The sequence below is a fragment of the Streptomyces sp. NPDC085524 genome, assembly GCF_044541755.1.
Taxonomy (GTDB): Bacteria; Actinomycetota; Actinomycetes; order Streptomycetales; family Streptomycetaceae; genus Streptomyces.
Genome location: NZ_JBITTH010000030.1, coordinates 1 through 17,333, shown reverse-complemented (window position 1 = coordinate 17,333; position 17,333 = coordinate 1). Strand labels below are relative to the sequence as shown.

The window sequence follows — 17,333 nt, the reverse complement described above, 5'->3', positions numbered from 1 at the left end:
ACAACGTTAAGGAGAAGTGAGATGCTCATCGAACGCGACGTACTGATCGTCGGCGCGGGCCCCACCGGCCTCACCCTCGCCGTGGACCTGGCCCGCCGCGGAGTGCGCGCCCTCGTCGTGGAGCGGGCCGACGGCCTCTTCCCCGGCTCGCGCGGCAAGGGCATCCAGCCCCGCACCCGGGAGGTCTTCGACGACCTCGGCGTCGGCGAGGCGATCCGGGCGGCCGGCGGCCCCTACCCGGTCGGCATGATCTGGCAGGACGGCCGGCGCCAGGGCGAACACCGGATGTTCGACGAGACCGACGAGGGCAGCGAGGACTCGCCCTACCGCGAGCCCTGGATGGTGCCCCAGTGGCGCACCCAGGAGATCCTCGCCGCGCGCCTCGCGGAACTGGGCGGCGACATCGCCTTCGGCCGCGAACTGGTGACCCTGGACCAGGACGCGGACGGCGTGAGCGCCGGCTTCGCCGCGGGCCCGCCGGTCCGCGCCCGCTACGCCGTCGCCGCCGACGGCGGCCGTTCCACCGTCCGCCGTCTGGCCGGCATCGCCATGACCGGCGAGACCGTGGACCCGAACCCGATGCTCGTCGCCGACGTCCGCATCGACAACCTCGACCGCGACAACTGGCACATCTTCCCGCCCACCGGCGACACCGGCTTCCTGGCGATCTGCCCCCTCGCCGGGACGGAGGACTTCCAGGTGGTGGCCCAGTTCCCGCAGGACACCACCGTGGTCCCCTCCCTCGAGACGGTCCGCGAGGCGGTGGCTGCGCGCTCCCACCTTTCGCCCGAAGACGTGACCGCCATGAGCTGGGCCTCGGACTTCCGCCCCAGGGCCGCCCTGGCCGACCGCTTCCGCCAGGGGCGCGTCTTCCTCGCCGGCGACGCCGCCCACGTGCACTCGCCCGCCGGCGGCCAGGGGCTCAACACCAGCGTCCAGGACGCGTACAACCTCGGCTGGAAGCTGGGCGCCGTCCTGAACGGCCAGGCACCCGAGTCCCTCCTCGACACCTACGAGGAGGAGCGCCTGCCCATCGCCGCCGAGATGCTGGGCCTCTCCACCCGGATCCACCGGGGCGAGGAGGGCCGCGGGGCGGCCACCCGGCAGCTGCACCTCAACTACCGCGGCTCCTCGCTGGCGGTGGAGACCCGCACGGACCTCCCCGCCGACGCCCTCCGCGCAGGCGACCGGGCCCCGGACGGCTTCGACACCGTCCGCCTCTTCGACGAGTTCCGCGGCCCCCACTGGACCCTCCTGGCCGTCGGCCCCGCCGCCTCCGCCGACCTCCCCGCGCTCCACACCGTCCGCCTCCCCGCCTCCGAGCCCTACGGGAACGGCCTCTTCCTCGTCCGCCCCGACGGCTACATCGGCTGGGCCGGCGACTCCTCGGACGACCTCACCCCGTACCTCGCCCGGACCGGCGTCCGAACCGGCGTCTGAAGCGTCAGATCATCAGCAGCAGCCGCGTGTTCGGCACCAGCTTCCGGTTCACGCTGGTGCTCTGCACGAAGATCGTGAAGTCGTCGTTGTGGTCCGGCTTCACGCGCGCCTCCGCATCCGGAAGCCCGAGCAGGGCACGGGCCTCCGGCCCCGTGTACACGCGGTCCGTCTTCTTCTCCAGCACCGCGATCTGCTTCCGCGCCTGGATCTTCTCCGACTTGCTCAGCTGGTAGAACGCACAGCCGGTGCGGTACGTGTGGCCGCATTCGACGACCCATTCGCGTATCGAGGCATCGCGGGCCACCGGAATCAGCTGGTACTCCGACGGCTTCACGGCGGTGAGCCCTGCGGCCTTGATGGATTCCTTGTTCACCGCCTCGGCGCCCGTGGAGAAAACCGCCCGGGATCCCCGGATTCCCTGGGAGCGGCCCACCATGAATTTCTCGGTGGCCTCCCGGATGACCTGACCGGCCTCCTCCAGGCCCTGCGTGCTCGTGGCGTCCCAGATGGCGATGTTGTCCTTCGGGAAACCGCACTGCATGGCCTCGCGCTTGCCCATCTGGTCCGGCACGAGGACCGCCAGGGTCCAGTTGTCCTCCTGCGTCGCGAACAGCTCGGCCACGGCCTGCACCAGCTGGCGCGGATCCCTGCTGAAGGCCTCCGGGCAGCGATGACTCGCGTTCTCCTGCCCGTCGGTCAGCACGAACGTCAGGAAGCTGTGGTCGCCGTACAGTTGCGCCGTCTGCGCCAGCTCCCGCTGCGACTTCAGGGTGGCCGCCAGCAGGGCCGTCATTCCGCCGACCCGGTACAGCTGCTTCAGGGACGGCATCCGCAGCACGTCCTTGTCGTAGATGACGCACTCCACCCCCGCTGCGAAGACATACACCGTCACACGGGTTTCCTGGTCCAATTCCTTGGACCGGCGGGCCAGATAGGCGATTTGCTGATCTGCGACCTCGACGACCTTGTCGCTCAGGTGCGACATGGACGAACTGGCATCCAGCACAAGGGCGACGTGATTGATGTAGTTCTGGTTTCCGGACATGACGGCTCCCCCTTCTCCGGACTTCCCCGGATCGATACTCGAATCCTCGCAGCCGCCACTGACAATCGATCTTGGAGGCGCGCCCCTGCGGAGGGTGCGGGCGCGGAGGAGGGGGGTTCGCCGAACATCACCGCCCGCAGCAACTGATGGCCCAGGGGGCTCAGCGGTCCTTGAGGAGTGCGCAGGCGAAGTCCTCCTGGACCGTGCGGAGCCGGGCGAGCAGCGCGGGCTTCATGCCCTTGCTGGTCTGGGTGTTGATGGAGAACGTGAGCGATCGACGGCCGTCCGGGGTGGTGGCGGCGAGCTGGGTGTAGCCGGGGAAGTTGCCGGTGTGGCCGTAGAGCACGCCGCAGCGGGTGGTGTACTGGAAGATCGCGAGGCCGGCGGCGTTGGTGCCGGGACCCGCCGGCTCGGAGGAGTCGCCGGGGCGGAAGGCCAGCTGCTCCTTGCGGGTCTTCTCCGACAGCAGCGCGGGGCCGCCGTAGCCGCGGATGAAGGCACCCAGTTCCCTGGGGGTCGACACGATGCCGCCGGAGGCCCAGACCCCCGAGGTGCCGACGGCCTCACTGATGTCCTCGGGCTCGGCGGGCGGGGTGACGTCGTAGCCGTGCAGGAACGGGCTCGGCAGGCGGTAGCCCAGCGGCAGGCTCGTCCGGCGCAGCCCCAGCGGCCGGTACACGAGCTCCTTGAGCAGCTCCTCGTACGGCCGGCCGGTCACGGCCTCGGCCATCAGCGCGACGGCGATGTTGTCGGAGTTGGAGTACTCGTACAGGACACCCGGACGGAAGAGCAGCGGCTCCCCGGCGACGAAGTCCAGCAGCGTGCGCGGGTCGAACACGTGGCGGGGATCCGCCTGGAGGATCCGCAGGAACGCGGGATCGGCCGAGTAGTCGGGCAGCCCGCTGGTGTGCTGGAGCAGCTGACGCAGGGTCACCGCGTGCCAGGCGGCCGGCTGGGCGGGCAGCACTTCGCCGATGGTGGCGTCGAGGGAGAGCAGCCCCTGGTCGACGAGCCGGAGCGCAACGGCGCCGCTGAACGCCTTCGCGATGCTCGCGATGCGCATGTGGTCGTCGGGCTTCGGCGGACGGCCGGTGGCGATGTCCCCGACCCCGGCGGTGTACACCTGCGGCCGCCCGTCCCTGGTGAGTACGGCGATCACCCCCGGCGGGCCGTCGTCCTGTGCGACGAGCCGTTCGAGCTGCCGCCGGAGGTGCTGCTCGTCGTGCCCGGGGCTGCCACCGGCCGCATGCGCGGGCTGCAACAGCGCCCCCACCGCGGCGGCGGCAAGGGCGGCGGCGGACAGTCCACCGCGGAAACGGCGTACGGAGGCGCGGGTGGGCACGGGTCTCTCCCGGTGTGCAGCAGGGCGGCCGACGGCCGATGAGGGCCTGCCTAGCAGCAGCGCGGGCTGCCCGGACCCGCGACGCGCGCGGCCGGGGGCCGGTCGGCGGACACCGGACTCCCCTGCGCAGGGCGTGTCGCATGCGCCCCGCGGTGTGCCGGAAACGTCTCAACCTTCCGGCGGCGGCGCTGCTCAGAGACGGCGGAGTTCAACGCCATGGCCTCGAACGGCCCGAACCACGTCTGGGCCGAGGCCCGCGTCGAACGCGGTGCGACCGGCACGGACCACGGACCGGTCGCACACTCCGACGGCACCCGGCGGAGCGCGGTCGCCGCTGCGCCTCCCGCAGGTGGGCACCCGGGGCACGGGGGCCATCGGCGTCACCTCCACGGGCAGGCCCTCACCGTGGTCGGGCTGGCTGCCGACGCACCGGCCCCCGGAGAGGAAGAGCCCGGCACGATCCCCTTCGCGGTCAGGGGCTTTCTGAAGCTGCCGCTCGTATGACCTTTCCCTGGAGGGGGGTTCTGTCCTGCCATTGGAGTGAACCGGCGTTCCCCGCTGCCAGGACGTGATGTTGAAGCGGTCAGCACGCACTTTTCCGGCGTGCGATCGAGTTTTAGGAGAATCATGCGTATTCGCTCTGCTCTCACGTCCTCTGTCCTGGCTGCCGGCATCCTGCTGGGCGGTGCGGGTGCGGCCCTGGCCGACGACGGCGTCGAGATCGGCAGCTTCTCGGGCGGCCACTCGCAGTTCGCGCGCACCTGCGCCTCGGCTGCGGCGGTTCCGGCGGTCGTCGGCCCGGTCTACACCTCCAACTGTGCCGCCGAGGGCGAGAAGGAGTGGGCGGACGCCGCTCACCTGGGCGCCAACTGACGACCGCCGCACCGTGACGGGCGGTCGACCGGACACGTCGACCGCCCCTCCGGCCACATCGTTCATACAAGCGTATTGAACAACCGTCATAGACATGCGTATAGTCGATCTCGGCAAGGGCAACCGCCCCACCACCCGAACCGAGGGAGCACTACCGCCATGACCGTCCAGCCCACCCGCGCCACCCTGACCGTCGACGGCCGCACCCTGTCCTACCTGGACTTCGGCGGCACCGGCCGCCCCCTCGTCGCGCTGCACGGCCACCTCTCCGAAGGCGCTTCCTTCACCGCCCTCGCCGCCGCCCTCGGCCCCGAGTGGCGGGTGATAGCCCCGGACCAGCGCGGCCACGGCGACTCCGACCGCGCCCCCGAATACACCCGCGCCGGCTACGTCGCCGACCTCCTCGCCCTCGTCGACCACCTCGGCATCGACCGCGCGGTCTTCCTCGGCCACTCCCTCGGCGCGTACAACGCCGTCCACCTGGCAGCCGAACGCCCCGGCCTGGTCGAGGCCCTGATCAACGTCGACACCGCCGTGGACCTCCCCGACCACGGCACCAGCCCCCTCGCCTTCGTCCTCGACTTCCCGTACACCGCCCCCACCCGCGAGGAACTGGCCGCCGGCTGCGGCCCCCTCGCCGCCGTCCTCGGCCCGGTGCTGCGCCCGCTGCCGGGCGGGGCCGGCTGGCGGCTGCCGTTCCACCCGCAGGACACCGTCGACTCCGAGAACCTCGTCCACGGCGACCACTGGAAGCAGTGGCTGGCCACCGACTGCCCCGCGCTCCTGATCCACGGCCTGCGCAGCCAGGTCCTGCCCGCAGACCAGGCCCGGGCCATGTGTTCCCGGCGCCCCGGCACGCTCTACCGCTCCCTGGACACCGACCACTTCGTCCAGCAGGCCGACCCCGAAGGCTTCGCCACCGCGGTCCGCGCATTCCTCGCGACCGTCTGACCCGCCCCCATCGCCCGGCCGGCGCACGGGACGGGACGGGCCGCACACGGCAGGACGGGCACGGGCGGGACGGCGGGGCGGCCCCGGCCGGATTCGAACCGGCGTCCTCGCGATTTTGGAGACCGCGCGCGTCGACCTCTGCGCTACGGGCCCGCCCGCCCGGAACTCTAGGGACTTCCCGGGCGGCCGTCGAATCAGCCCTGGCGGGTGAGGATCCCGGTCGCCTCTCCGGTCTGGTAGCGGACCCGGTTCTCGTCCAGCAGGGTGAGCGTCTGCTCGCCGATGCTCTTGCACCTGCCGCTGGGGATGCTCTCGGTGACCATCGTGTCGAGTTCGATCGCGCCCACGTCGGCGGCCACGAGGGTGCCCGTCCCCCTGCACTGGATCGTGCTGCCGGTCGCGGTGCTGGTGGTGCGCGTGGTGACCACCTCGTCACCGAACTTCCCCTGCCGGATGGTCATGCGCCGATGGTGTTCCCCGGTGTCGTCACTGATGGCTCCCTCCCATACGCCCAGGAACACCGCCGGTACGGCGCCCGCCGGAGCGGAGGGCGCCGGGGTTCCCGGCGCGGTGGTGTGCGGGGTCTGGACCGGGGGAGCGGCGGAACCCGGCGTCTTGGCGGAGGTGGTCCACACCGTGGCCGCGATGCCCAGGACCGGGATCACGATTCCGATGACCCACCAGGCCCACCTGGGCGGACTGCCGCCCGTACCGCCCGACTGCGAAGGCGCCTGCTCGACCCGCGCCCCCTCCTCGTCACGAGTCTGGCTCACTTCCCCCAACTCCCCCTCCAGGACCGGACACTGATCAACGCTGGCCAGCGAAGCGTACGACCCCGGCCCGCAGGGGCGGATCCGGAAAGGACGGCCTCGGCGAAGTCGCGCCCCGCCCGGCGAACCGGCTCATCCGGAGCGGTCTTGGAGCCCTTTCGGCCAGCGGCCCGACGCCGGGCTCCGGCAACCGGCGAATGGCCGAACTGCACGCTGGCCCGGCCCGGTGGCGCCTCCTACGATTCCGCTGTCCGGCCCCGCGGACCGCCCGGCTTGCCATGTACATGACATTCACGCAGCTTCCGCCTGCTGTTGCGTCCCCCACGTGACCCGGACCGCGGCCCAGTGGCGCCCGGTCTCCGAAGCAGCGAATTGGAGAATCATGGCCGGAGGATTTCTGGCGAGCGGCGCGATCGGCCTGCTGCTCGCAACGGCCCTGCCCGCCCAGCACGGCCCCTCGGCGATCACGGACCCGCCGCCGGACCGGATCGTCATCGACGTCGCGACGGTCAACGGGTCAGGCTGCCCGAAGGACACGGCGGCCGTCGCCGTGTCCCAGGACAACACCGCCTTCACGGTGACCTACAGCCAGTACGTCGCCCAGGTCGGCGCCGGCGCACCGCCCACCGCCGCACGCAGGAACTGCCAGCTCAACCTCATCGTGCACGTGCCCCACGGCTTCACCTACGCGATCGCCAGCGCGGACTACCGCGGCTACGCCTCCCTCGCACCCGGCGCGAGCAGCACCACGAAGGCCTCGTACTACTTCCAGGGCTCACCGCAGACCGCCGCCCGGGAACACACGTTCAACGGCCTGTACGACGACAACTGGCAGGTCACCGACGAGACCGACTGGGCGCAGCTGGTGTGGGCGCCGTGCGGTGTGCAACGGAACTTCAACATCAACACCGAACTCCGCGTGCGCAAGGGCACGTCGGCCCCCGCGTCCAGCAGCTACATGACCATGGACTCCACCGACGGTGACATCAGCACCGTGTACCACCTGGCCTGGCGGGAGTGCCCCGCGAGCTGACGTCCCCGCGAACCGACATCCCCGGGCGGGGGCGCACCGAGCCCCCGCCCACGGGCTTCAGACGCTGGAGGAGCTGGCCCACGGGCTGGCCCGGGAGTTCACAGCGATCCTGCCCGGCGGTGCCCTGTCCGAGGCGAGCCTGGAAGCCTCGCGTCCGCTCGACCGGCGCGCACTGGGCCGTGGCAACGAGATGCGCTCGGTCTACCAGGACAGCGCCCGCAATGACCCCGCGACGCTGGCCTACGCCCGGTGGCTGACGGAGAAGGGCGGCCAGGTGCGCACCAGCCCGCTCCTGCCGCCGCCCCGCCTGCTGATCTTCGACGCCAAGGTCGCCGTCGTACCGATCGACCCTGCCAACTCACGCCTGGGCGCCCTGTGCACCCGCGCACCTGGCATCGTGGCGTCACTGCTGACCTTGTTCGAGCAGACCTGGGACTCCGCCGTCCCCCTCGGCGCGGACCGCCCCCGCCCCACCGACTCAAAGCCCACCGCGGGCGAACTCGAACTCCTCAAGCTCCTCGGGGATGACGGACGAAGCGGCCGGCAAGCCCCTCGGGGTGTCCCTGCGGACCGTCCGCCGCCAGATGTCCGCTCTGATGGAACGCCTTAACGCCAGCAGCCGCTTCGAGGCCGGCCTGAAGGCGGCCCAGCAGGGCTGGCTCTGAGCGGACCGACCCACAGGACGGCAAAGTGGCTTTGTTCACGAGAACCGGGTCCTGGACAGATCTTGGGGAGCGGTCGCGGAGGGTGACGACCATTCGATTTAAGAGGGTGGTCACGAGCCTCGGCTGCCCGACTCGAACGCTCACCTCGTAGCCTCCGCACATGACTGGTGATGCGTTCCTGTGCCGCTGTGTCTTCTGCCATGGTCTACGGCGACCTGACGAAGCGGACCATGCGAATCTGACGATCATCGAGAATGTGTAGCAGCACGGATGGCACGTCGTGATGGTTCCCGAGGACGAGGTCGGTCCTGGATTCGCCTACACGATCGGCCTGTAACACACTCACGGCGCACTGCGGACCAACAGACTCACAACTCTACGAGGCGCCAAGTTCTCCTACGGTGTGCGGCTCCCGCCCGTCCAGGTGCCGTTGGCAGTACGTCCAGGGGGTGAGCGCCGAGGCCGAGATGGCTTCTCGGCCTGTGGAATATCCCAGGTCGATCCGCGCGGCCCGGTCGAAGGAGAAGTCGACTTCTATAAGCCGCACGGCAGCGGCCAGTGCCGTAGGCAGCTCGGACAGCAAAAGCGGTTGTGTTGGCACGCCGTATCGGCTGTAGCGATCGTCGTGCTCCTCGTCCCAGGTGAACAGATACGGCGCCCGTGCCAGCTCGATGACGCAGTGCTGAGGGCAGTCATATTCCACACACCCCGCAGCGAACCATTCCGGGTGCCGCGTCTTGGCCCAGGCTGTCGCCTCATCCAGGGCCTGCACATGAGCGTTTGCCGCCGAGGGCACCGGTCCGAACGCGGAGTAGAACAACCCGACTCGGTCGAACGGATCTACCGCCCACCAGTGGAACTGGAGTCCCCAACGAGGATGCGTCATGGGATAAGCATATTGAGGCGTGGTAACTCCTTCTGTGCCCCGGGCCTGACCTACGGCGAAGCCTGGCGTTCATTCCGTTCAGATCCGGTCGTACCCAGTTGTCCAGCTGGGATCGCAGGCCCCGAGTGAACAGACTCGAACGACGACCGCCTGGCCGACGACGTCGTGGCCGGCGCGGGACGACCCCGAGCGTGAAAGAGCCGGAGAACACTGTCTGGCCTGTATGCACCGCTCGCTTCAGGCCCTCGTGGGACAGGGACGAACCCGATCTGATGCAAGACCATCGAGAGGCGGAAGAAGGGGTGGTTGCCACCGGACCACGGCCTGCGAGAGCTTCGCCACCTGCGCTGAGTTCCTGCCCATCCGGACCTGTTGTCGTGGTACGTAGGGTGGAGGGGTGACGGATACCCAGGCCACAGGCTATGACTGTCTTTCGTCTCGTCCGGTGTCGGAGGGCGAGTGGCGGGCGTTTTTGCTGGACTGTTTCGAGGTCGCCGAGTGGCAGTTGTTCGTGGGGCATGAGGACCGCGTCGCCGAGGGGTTACGGGACGTCCCGCAGGATGTGGTGTTCTCGGTGTTCTGTACGTACCGGGAGGTCTTCGGTCACTTCGTGATGGGTTTTAGCGTCAGCATCGAGGGTTGGTTGGTCGACCGGGTGGGTCGCCTGGAGTTCGCGGAAAGGTTTGCTGCCCACTTCGATGCGTATGTGCTGTACGGCGACACCGAGCCGCCGGGATTGTGGACTCTGATTTTGGCGGATGGCCAACGCCTTCGTGCGGCGATGGATGAGGGAGAGGACCGGTGCGTGCTCTATGCGGCCACAGCGCCAGTCCCGGGTCTTCCCGGCATCCGCGTAGACGAAGGTCTGTGGCAGCTCAAGTAGGCGCAGAGGCGCTGCTGCGGAGTTTCGTTCGTGCTGGTTGATGGGCGTCGGGTGATCTTCTTGCGGCCGTGGGCTATTTCTGGTGGCTGCGGCGAGAAGCCGGCCCGTGATGTGGTAGAGGTCTTGGCGAAAGCTGTCCGACATGAAGCAGCTCACGGCGGCTCAGGGCATGTCGTATGGCGGGGCTGCCCACTACGTATGGCCGCCTTTGGGCCGCCCCAGTTATGGGGTGTCGGAGCTCCGTCGCCGTCGTCGCGCACGGCCATCTCGCTCAGGGCCGGGTGGCGCAGTGTGGTGTAGGTGGGGTCGCCGCCGGTGCATGGGTCGGTGTTCGGGGCAGGCGGGTGAAGTGAGGGAGTACTTCGTCCAGCACGCCAATGAACAGCACGCCGGTCTCGCCGACGGCGCGCGTGCAGGCGTTCAGGGCGGGGGCCGTCGGAGGGGTGGGTGACTCTCCGGCCATGGATCTGCCCTACAGCACCAGGCCCTCCATGGAGGAGATCGTTGCAGCGGTGCCCAGACTTGCACCGTACGCACAACCCGCTGTGGTCCTGGCCCCCGAACGGGGCGCCGACGGTCCACGAGAGTGCAGTGGGCGGACCGTTGCTTTGGCCGGCCGAGGAGCCTTGGCCGCACTGTGACTTCCCGGACGAGAGGTCCAGTTCGGGGATGCCGGCGACGGCCATGGTGGCGGTGGTGCAGGTATACCGGCGGGACGCACGGGGTGACTGGTGGCCGGAAGGCAAGGACGTGTTTCAGCTTCTGTGGTGTCCCAACGTGCATTGGGGTCCGCCAGCTCCGCACGCCGACGTCAGCCCGGTCGCCGAGATCCGCTGGCGGAGCAGCGCCGAGGTCACGCGAATACTCGGGTCGCCCCCGCTGCCCGTACGGCAGGAGGATCCTGACTACGGCTACTCCCCGGTGCGGTGCACGCTTGCCCCGGTGCCCCTCGTCGATTTCCCCTACCCGCAGACCCTGCCAGACGAGGAGCTCATCGAATCCGTGAAGGAGTATGTGGAGGCGACTGGGGACGGAGACGATGTCATCACCAGGGTGGCCGGGCTCAAGTTCGGCGGGTGGCCCACCTGGCACCTGAACGAACCTGACGACGTTGCCTGCCTTACCTGCGAGGCTCCGTGTCGTCTGCTGTTCACCGTGGCCAGTGACCACACCACAGGGATCACGGTCGGTGATGGGCGTCGTGTGATTTTCAGTGGGTGGCGTCAGTTGTTTGCGCCGGGTGTGTGAGGCGTTTTTGCTGGTGGTTGGGGTGGGTGGGCTCGTGGGGATGTCGTTTTCTTGGTGAAGGTTGCTGGCGTTCTCCAGTGAAGGTTGGCTGTCGTTCGTGTAGCGCGTGAGGTCAGTCCTGCTGCAGGGCCTTGGCCTTGTCGCTGATGTGTTGTACCTGGGCGGCGGTCAGGGATCGGATGTCCCAGATCAGCTCGGCCACGTCGGCTGCGGCTGGGTTCTGTGGCGGGGTCTGGTCCGGCGGGTCGATGCCGGTCAGGGCGGCCAGGTCGTGGGCGGGGATGCCGAGCAGGATTGCGAAGTCGGCCAGGAGGTCGGGGGTTACTTCTTTGCGGCCGTGGCATATTGCTCCGATGGTGGCTGCGGCGAGGAGCCGGCCCGTGAGGTGGTAGAGGGTCTTGGCGGAAGCCGTCCAGTTCAGGTTCCGGTTGCCGAGCATGTGTACGAGTAGCGCGCCGTGGCTTGGTTGGTACTGCTCGTGCGCAGGCGCTGGCGGAGTTGGCTGTATCCGGTTGTGCCGGGGCAGTGACTGGGCGAGCTGACGGAGTTGTCGTCTGCGGTCTGGCGGGAGGGCCGTGGCGTCCCCAGCGAGCGAGGGGATCTGGCTGCCGGCCTTTGTGTCGGAGGGGGCCAACTCGTCTGGAACCGCCATTCCTGCGATGACGAAGAGGTCTGCGGTGTGCAGTTTCAGCGCGGGTGCGAGCCGCCGGAGCAGTGGTGGACGGGGTACGGCGCCGTCGAGTACTGCCTGGAGCTCGGATTCGGCTACACCGGCCCGTTCGGACAGGTCACTGATGCCGAGATTCCGGAGGTCTGACAGTCGCGCTAGGAGTGCACCGAGGCCTGGAAGTCCTGTCACGCCGCCAGCGTAGTGAGGTGATCACATTCATACGGCAACTCCGATCTTCCCGCTCCCCTCGTTCGTGTTGGTCTGGTCGGCGTGTCGGGATGGACACCTCTGCGCGTGGACAGCCGCATGGTGCGGGGTTGCGGCTGGGGGTGAGGGGTGTCCGATCAGGGTCTGGCCGGTGGGGGCATGCCGCCGTTGTCGCCGGGCGGGGCGCGTGAGGGCGCGGTGGCACGGCTCGTGGCGCTGGATGGCCGGGGCGAATTGACGACGGAGCACGCGCGGTTGGTCGCGGAGGCTCTTGGGGTGTCGCTGCGGACGGTCTGGAACTGGGTGGCGGTGGCCCGGCGTGAGGGCCGGCTCTCCGCACGGACTCCGTCGCGGGTCGGTGTGAGTGCGGATCTGCGTGCGCGTTTGGCGGTGTGGGGGCGGGAATGTGGCTGCGGTGCACCGGGAACTGGCTGCCGAGGCCGCTGCGGCCGGCGAGCCGGGATCGGTGCCTTCTTTGCGCGCCCTGCAGCGCGCTGTTCGCCAGGACTTGTCGGTGGGGGAGCGGGCGGGGTTGAAGGGCGGTGAGGCGGCACGTCGCAGCTTCGATGTGTATGGCAAGCGTCCGCCGACGCATCGGAACGCGTGCTGGGAGGGTGATCACAAGCGGATCCCGGTGCGTGTGGATGTCGAGGGCAGGGCGGTGTGTCCGTGGGTGACGTGGTTCATCGATGTCGCGTCGAAGGTGATCGTGGGGGTGGCGGTCACCCCGCATCAGCCGGCGAGGGATGCGGTGCTGGCGGCGTTGCGGGCGGGGATCAGCCGCCGGGATCCGTACGGGCCGTTCGGTGGCCTGCCGGGGATGGTCAGGGTGATCGCGGTAAGGAGTTCTTGTGCCGGACGGTGGAACGCGCTCTGGGCGCATTCGCGGTTCCGGTCCGTGATCTGCCTGCCTACAAGCCGTATCGCAAGGGCACCGTCGAGGCTCTGAACGACGCGGTGGAGGAGATGTTCCTGGTCTCCCTGCCTGGCTATACCCGCAGGGCCCGGCCGGTCGGTGCTCACCGCGCGGATCAGGTGGAGGACCTCCTGTCGTTCGCACAGTTCGTCGAGGAACTGCTGGGCTGGGTGCGGCGGTGGAACACCGAGCACCGCCCGTCGGGCCTGGAGTCGGGGCTGACGCCGCTGGCGGCGTGGGAGGCGGACCCGACACCCGTCGAGGACGTTCCGGAGGAGCGGTTGGCGTTCTTCGCGCTGGAGGACGACGGCCGCATCCGGAAGATCTCGACGAGCGGGGTCCGCTGGCGGCGCCGGTTCTATATCGCGCCGTGGATGGTCGGTCACGTCGGCACCAGGGTCCGGCTGAGGTATCTGCCGCACTTTGACGGGCGGATCGAGGTGTTCTCCACCGAGGGGTGGGGCCGGCATCTGGGCACCGCTCACCTTGCTCAGGAGGCGACGCTGGAAGAGCGCTGGGCGCTCAGCTCGGTCAGGGAGAAGAAGGCCCGCGAGCTCAAGGCCGCCTTGAAGGCGGCGGAGAAGCTGCGCCGGACCCGGTATGCGGCTACGACCACGCCGGGCGCTCCTCGTCCGCGGAACGCGGTCACCGGGGAGCAGGCTCGGGCGGAGATCGCCGAAGCGAAAGCGACGGATCTGGCCGCACGTGCTCTGCCCGATCTGATCCCGCCCCGGGACCCGCCTGAGGGCTGGGCACGGCCCAGGCCGCGCCCCGGCACCACCTCATCGACCTCGAAGCACGGCCCCGGCACAGCCGTGCCGGCCGACGCGATGGACACCGAGCCCGGTTCGGGCAGCAAGGAGTGACACCAGATGGCTGCCGCGGAACGCAGGGGACGCCTGCCCAGGGAACGTGAGGATGACTTCATGCGCCTGCCGGGCGCCCAGGTGGTCTCCACCCGTGCGCTGCTCACGGCTCGGGAGAACATCCGGGCCGTGATCGAGGCAAAGGCGATGATCTGCATTTACGGGCAGGCCGGCAACGGCAAGTCCTTCGCGGTCAACGCGTCACTGCGCGAGCTCGCGCCGAAGCTGACCCGCCGGATCCAGTTCCGGGCACGCCCCTCCACCCGCGATCTGCGCCACGAGCTGTTCCACGCACTCGGCCTGCAGGGGCGCCCACCCTCTCATGCGATCGAGTTCGACCGGATGCTGCGCGGTGCGCTGGAGGAGCCGCATGTCCTGGTCTGTGATGAGGCCCAGTGGCTGTTCAAGATGTGGTGTGGATGAGCCGGTTGTTTCGCTGGCGGCGGTTGCTTTTCATCCGGTGGGTCGTTGAGTTCGTCGGTGGTAGCTCGGTTGTTCAGGTGCTGCCTTAACTGACGAGCTTCGGGGTGTCGCGGGTGGTTGTGGGGGAGTGGGGCGGGTTGCGTCTGGTCGGTGGCGGGCTGGCCGGTCCGGATGCCGGGGCGGATCCGTGGGTGTTCCAGGCCGAGTGCGCTGAGGCGTTCGCGAGGTCGTGGGTGGTGCGGGGGTTCGCTCTGACGACAGTGCGTGGTTACACGACGCTCCTCGCGCGGGTGCTGGGGCGTTTCGACTGTCCGGTGTGGGCGGTGGAGGCCGAGGACGTGGATGAGATGCTCCACGCTCTGGTGGTGGAGGGTCTGGCGGCGGGTACGCGTCGGCAGTACTTGCAGATGCTCCGTGACTTCCATGCTTTCGTCGTGCTGCGGTATGGCCCCCAGGTCCGGGCCCTGTTCGGGGTGCAGGCCGGCGGGGGTGGGCTGGACCGGTTCAATCGTGTGCGGCATGCCGGTGACGATGCTGCCGTGGGGCCGCCGCCGGGCCGGGAGCGTCTGGAGAGGTTCTTCTCCTTCGCCCGTTCCCAGATCGCGGTCGCGTCCGATTACCGGGCTGCGGCGCGGGATTACGCCATGCTGCGCACGCCGTACCTGTCGGGGGTGCGGGTGAGTGAGCTGGTGCGCCTAGACCAGGTTGATGTGTATCCGCAGCGTGGGCCGGCGGGGAAGTTGCATGTGCGGTTCGGGAAGGCGGCGAACACGTCGGGGCCGCGGCCGCGGTGGGCGCCGATGCTGGAGGGCTTGGACCGGATCCTGGGCTGGTACCTGCAGGACGTTCGGCCGCTGTTCCCTGCCGGGGCGGCGCTGTTCTGTGATGACGTTGGGCAGGCGTTGAAGACGGGCACGGTGCGGGATCGTCTGGCCCGACTTCTTGACCTTGAGGGTGTGGGCTGGGAGGAGCGGTTCACGCCTCATGCGCTGCGTCGGGCGTGCGCGACGCACCAGTACGAGCGGGGCATGGACCTGGTCGCGGTCCAGCAGCTGCTCGGGCATCGGCATATCGCCTCGACGATGGCGTACGTGAAGCCGTCGCAGCGGTTCGTCGAGGACGCCTGGCAGCGCGCCACCGATGCCACCGTCCGCGCCCTGGCCGGCTGACCGGAGAGGGGCGATGGACATGACCTCGAGGGGACCTGAGCTCTCACACCCAGCGGCGGCAGGCGTTCAGTGGCGGTTGCGGATGGCGGCGGCGGAGCGCGGTGTGTGGACGGGGACCCAACTGCGGCTACTGCTGGCTGAGAGGACGGGACTGGAGCTGTCCACGGCCTCGGTGTCGGCCCTGTTCACCAAGCAGCCGTCCCAGGTGAAGCTCTCCACCCTGGCTGCGCTGTGCACGGCCCTGGACTGTGCTCCTGGAGATCTACTTGTGCTCGGTCCCGCAGCACCGGCACCGGCCCCGGGACCCGCGCTGGGAGGGCTGTCAGACGGGAGGCCGTCGCCCGGTTCGTCGCGGGTGGCCGGGAGACGGTCACTGCCTCCCCTCTGACCTTCGCGGCTCTTCGTCGGCCGTCCTTCCACCTACCTGGCGGGTTCAAGATCCATGTCAGCGTCCGTTCCTGACGCCGTGCAGGGCCGCTGCCCCGGCTGTACGAAGCTGCGCTGGCTGCGCCCAGGATCGGGCCTGTGTGCCTGGTGCTTACGGACGTGTCCTGGTTGCGGAGGTGGCAGACGCTCGGTGGAGGAGACGTGCGCGGCATGCCGACGGCGGGCCGCAGGAAGGCCGGCGCTCGGCCCATGTCGGCGATGCGGGCGCCGGCGGATCCTGGACGCGGCGACCCAGTGGTGCCGTCCGTGCACCGATCCTACGAGGGCCCAGCCGCCTGCGGCCTGTACGGGATGCGGTGTGCCGTCCCAGTGGGCGCGGGGTATGTGCAAGCGCTGCTACGAATATTCGCCTCACACCGTCACGACCCGCGCGGCAGGCTGGGCTCGCCGGATGCCCTGCACGCCGGCCTGGTGGGACCGTCTTACCGCGCACCTGGTAACCCACCGCAACGTCTTCTACGGCGCGGACACCCTCGCTCACACGGCCCGCCTCGTCATCGACACAGGCCACACCGACCCGCACACTCTGCTCGCCGAAGCCCGCCGCACACGCCCCTGGCTCAGCCGGCTGCTCGCGGACTTCTTCCACACCCACCACCTCCTCGACACACCCGCAGACATCCAGAGCACGCGGGCTGCAGCCCGCCGTGAGCGACGGATCGAGGCAGTCCCCGCCCCGCTGCGCCCCGCCATACGCGCTTTCGCGGAGGTGCTGGTGGCCCGCCGGAAGAATGCCGAGCGTCTCGGGCTACGACCCAATCAGCTCAAGACCATCGAGATCCGCCTCGACACCGTCCGAGACCTGGCACTCCACCTCCACGCGAAGGGCCACACCACCTGGGCAGGCGTGAACGCCACCGACCTTGAAGCCTTCCTGGCCCGGAACCCGGCCCGCCGGGCTTCCTGGCTCCCCGGGCTGAGGCAGTTCTTCTCCCACTCCCACCGGACCGGCCTGGTACTCCACGACCCGGCCGCGGCCATGGAGGCCCCGCAGCCACGCGGCTTCAGCGGCTCGACCCTCACCCTCGATGAGCAGCGTGTCCTCTACCGCCGCTGGAGCGCCGGCGAGGCTGCCCTGCCGCACGAGGCGTTCATCGGCCTGGCGGCTCTTCTGCACGCTGCCACCACCACCGAACTCCGCCATCTCACCCTCATGGACATCGCCACCGCCTCCCGAACAGTCCGCTTCCCAGGGCGCAGCGTCGATCTCGCTCTCGATGACGCCACATGGCGGGCCTTGGAAGCCTGCCTCACCCACCGCCGCGCCCTGCACACGGACAACCCGCATGTACTCGTCAGCCGGCTCACCAGAGTCACCACCGGCCCGGCCGGCGCAGCTCACATCCGAGACAGCCTCGCACCGATCGGACTTCTCCTGCGGATTCTGCGTTCCACACGGCTGCTCACCCTTGCCGACGAACTCGACATCAAGCAGCTCACCGTGGCCCTGGGCATGTCCTATGGCGGAACCGCCCACTATCGGTAGCACTCTGAGTCCC

The 17,333-nt window shown here is 69.4% G+C and carries 18 protein-coding genes, 1 tRNA gene and 1 pseudogene; 14 read left to right on the top strand and 6 right to left on the bottom strand.

Translation table 11 applies throughout. From position 1 onward, the window contains the following. Nucleotides 1-21: 21 nt before the first annotated feature. Nucleotides 22-1,440, top strand: a complete 1,419-nt coding sequence (locus ACIGFK_RS34470; protein WP_386468674.1) for an FAD-dependent oxidoreductase — start codon at nucleotides 22-24, stop codon at nucleotides 1,438-1,440. A gap of 4 nt (nucleotides 1,441-1,444) precedes the next feature. Here ACIGFK_RS34470 and ACIGFK_RS34465 read toward each other — a convergent pair whose 3' ends face one another. Together ACIGFK_RS34465 and ACIGFK_RS34460 are read right to left on the bottom strand one after the other, a co-directional pair. Next, nucleotides 1,445-2,485 (bottom strand): vWA domain-containing protein, encoded by a 1,041-nt coding sequence (locus tag ACIGFK_RS34465; protein ID WP_376655292.1) that lies wholly within the window; start codon nucleotides 2,483-2,485, stop codon nucleotides 1,445-1,447. Nucleotides 2,486-2,645: 160 nt separating this feature from the next. Next, nucleotides 2,646-3,827: a serine hydrolase domain-containing protein gene (locus ACIGFK_RS34460; protein ID WP_376655291.1), complete on the bottom strand. Its 1,182-nt coding sequence runs from the start codon at nucleotides 3,825-3,827 to the stop codon at nucleotides 2,646-2,648. Between the two features lie 216 nt (nucleotides 3,828-4,043). On the opposite strand from ACIGFK_RS34460, the gene ACIGFK_RS34455 reads away from it, so the two are divergent. From ACIGFK_RS34455 to ACIGFK_RS34445, 3 genes are all read left to right on the top strand, one after another. Next, nucleotides 4,044-4,331 (top strand): hypothetical protein, encoded by a 288-nt coding sequence (locus tag ACIGFK_RS34455; RefSeq protein WP_376655290.1) that lies wholly within the window; start codon nucleotides 4,044-4,046, stop codon nucleotides 4,329-4,331. Between the two features lie 123 nt (nucleotides 4,332-4,454). Beyond that, nucleotides 4,455-4,700, top strand: a complete 246-nt coding sequence (locus tag ACIGFK_RS34450; RefSeq protein ID WP_376655289.1) for a hypothetical protein — start codon at nucleotides 4,455-4,457, stop codon at nucleotides 4,698-4,700. 159 nt (nucleotides 4,701-4,859) lie between these two features. After that, complete coding sequence (locus ACIGFK_RS34445; protein ID WP_386468679.1) at nucleotides 4,860-5,651, top strand: alpha/beta fold hydrolase; 792 nt, start codon at nucleotides 4,860-4,862, stop codon at nucleotides 5,649-5,651. 78 nt (nucleotides 5,652-5,729) lie between these two features. On the opposite strand, the gene ACIGFK_RS34440 is transcribed toward ACIGFK_RS34445, so the two are convergent. Together ACIGFK_RS34440 and ACIGFK_RS34435 are read right to left on the bottom strand one after the other, a co-directional pair. Then, a tRNA-Trp gene (locus ACIGFK_RS34440) sits at nucleotides 5,730-5,804 on the bottom strand. 41 nt (nucleotides 5,805-5,845) lie between these two features. Then, nucleotides 5,846-6,424: a hypothetical protein gene (locus tag ACIGFK_RS34435; protein WP_386468681.1), complete on the bottom strand. Its 579-nt coding sequence runs from the start codon at nucleotides 6,422-6,424 to the stop codon at nucleotides 5,846-5,848. Between the two features lie 379 nt (nucleotides 6,425-6,803). Here ACIGFK_RS34435 and ACIGFK_RS34430 point away from each other — a divergent pair, with 379 nt between their 5' ends. Together ACIGFK_RS34430 and ACIGFK_RS34425 are read left to right on the top strand one after the other, a co-directional pair. Beyond that, nucleotides 6,804-7,454 (top strand): DUF4360 domain-containing protein, encoded by a 651-nt coding sequence (locus ACIGFK_RS34430; RefSeq protein WP_376655286.1) that lies wholly within the window; start codon nucleotides 6,804-6,806, stop codon nucleotides 7,452-7,454. After that, nucleotides 7,402-8,064: a hypothetical protein gene (locus ACIGFK_RS34425; RefSeq protein WP_400055017.1), complete on the top strand. Its 663-nt coding sequence runs from the start codon at nucleotides 7,402-7,404 to the stop codon at nucleotides 8,062-8,064. Before ACIGFK_RS34430 ends, ACIGFK_RS34425 begins: the two co-directional genes overlap by 53 nt. Nucleotides 8,065-8,495: 431 nt before the next feature. Here ACIGFK_RS34425 and ACIGFK_RS34420 read toward each other — a convergent pair whose 3' ends face one another. Further along, nucleotides 8,496-9,005, bottom strand: a complete 510-nt coding sequence (locus ACIGFK_RS34420; RefSeq protein ID WP_376655284.1) for a hypothetical protein — start codon at nucleotides 9,003-9,005, stop codon at nucleotides 8,496-8,498. Nucleotides 9,006-9,402: 397 nt separating this feature from the next. Here ACIGFK_RS34420 and ACIGFK_RS34415 point away from each other — a divergent pair, with 397 nt between their 5' ends. Together ACIGFK_RS34415 and ACIGFK_RS34410 are read left to right on the top strand one after the other, a co-directional pair. Beyond that, complete coding sequence (locus ACIGFK_RS34415) at nucleotides 9,403-9,888, top strand: hypothetical protein (protein ID WP_386468684.1); 486 nt, start codon at nucleotides 9,403-9,405, stop codon at nucleotides 9,886-9,888. Between the two features lie 669 nt (nucleotides 9,889-10,557). Then, entirely contained in the window at nucleotides 10,558-11,136 is a 579-nt protein-coding gene (locus tag ACIGFK_RS34410) for a hypothetical protein (RefSeq protein ID WP_400055014.1), read from the top strand. A 112-nt stretch (nucleotides 11,137-11,248) separates the two neighbouring features. Here ACIGFK_RS34410 and ACIGFK_RS34405 read toward each other — a convergent pair whose 3' ends face one another. Next, a complete protein-coding gene (locus tag ACIGFK_RS34405; RefSeq protein WP_400055013.1) occupies nucleotides 11,249-11,575 on the bottom strand; it encodes a hypothetical protein in 327 nt (108 codons plus the stop codon). A 240-nt stretch (nucleotides 11,576-11,815) separates the two neighbouring features. Here ACIGFK_RS34405 and ACIGFK_RS34400 point away from each other — a divergent pair, with 240 nt between their 5' ends. The 6 genes and pseudogenes from ACIGFK_RS34400 to ACIGFK_RS34375 all read left to right on the top strand — a co-directional run bounded on the left by ACIGFK_RS34400 (nucleotide 11,816) and on the right by ACIGFK_RS34375 (nucleotide 17,320). Beyond that, nucleotides 11,816-11,953: a hypothetical protein gene (locus tag ACIGFK_RS34400; protein WP_400055012.1), complete on the top strand. Its 138-nt coding sequence runs from the start codon at nucleotides 11,816-11,818 to the stop codon at nucleotides 11,951-11,953. Nucleotides 11,954-12,172: 219 nt separating this feature from the next. After that, nucleotides 12,173-13,795, top strand: a pseudogene (locus ACIGFK_RS34395) (Mu transposase C-terminal domain-containing protein). A 6-nt stretch (nucleotides 13,796-13,801) separates the two neighbouring features. Continuing rightward, nucleotides 13,802-14,218 carry an ATP-binding protein gene (locus ACIGFK_RS34390; protein ID WP_400055010.1) on the top strand — a complete coding sequence of 139 codons (417 nt, stop codon included), beginning with the start codon at nucleotides 13,802-13,804 and terminating at the stop codon, nucleotides 14,216-14,218. A gap of 137 nt (nucleotides 14,219-14,355) precedes the next feature. Next, nucleotides 14,356-15,387: a tyrosine-type recombinase/integrase gene (locus ACIGFK_RS34385; protein ID WP_400055008.1), complete on the top strand. Its 1,032-nt coding sequence runs from the start codon at nucleotides 14,356-14,358 to the stop codon at nucleotides 15,385-15,387. Beyond that, a complete protein-coding gene (locus ACIGFK_RS34380; protein WP_400055007.1) occupies nucleotides 15,359-15,775 on the top strand; it encodes a helix-turn-helix domain-containing protein in 417 nt (138 codons plus the stop codon). Before ACIGFK_RS34385 ends, ACIGFK_RS34380 begins: the two co-directional genes overlap by 29 nt. A gap of 450 nt (nucleotides 15,776-16,225) precedes the next feature. After that, nucleotides 16,226-17,320: an integrase gene (locus ACIGFK_RS34375; protein ID WP_400055006.1), complete on the top strand. Its 1,095-nt coding sequence runs from the start codon at nucleotides 16,226-16,228 to the stop codon at nucleotides 17,318-17,320. Nucleotides 17,321-17,333 lie beyond the last annotated feature (13 nt).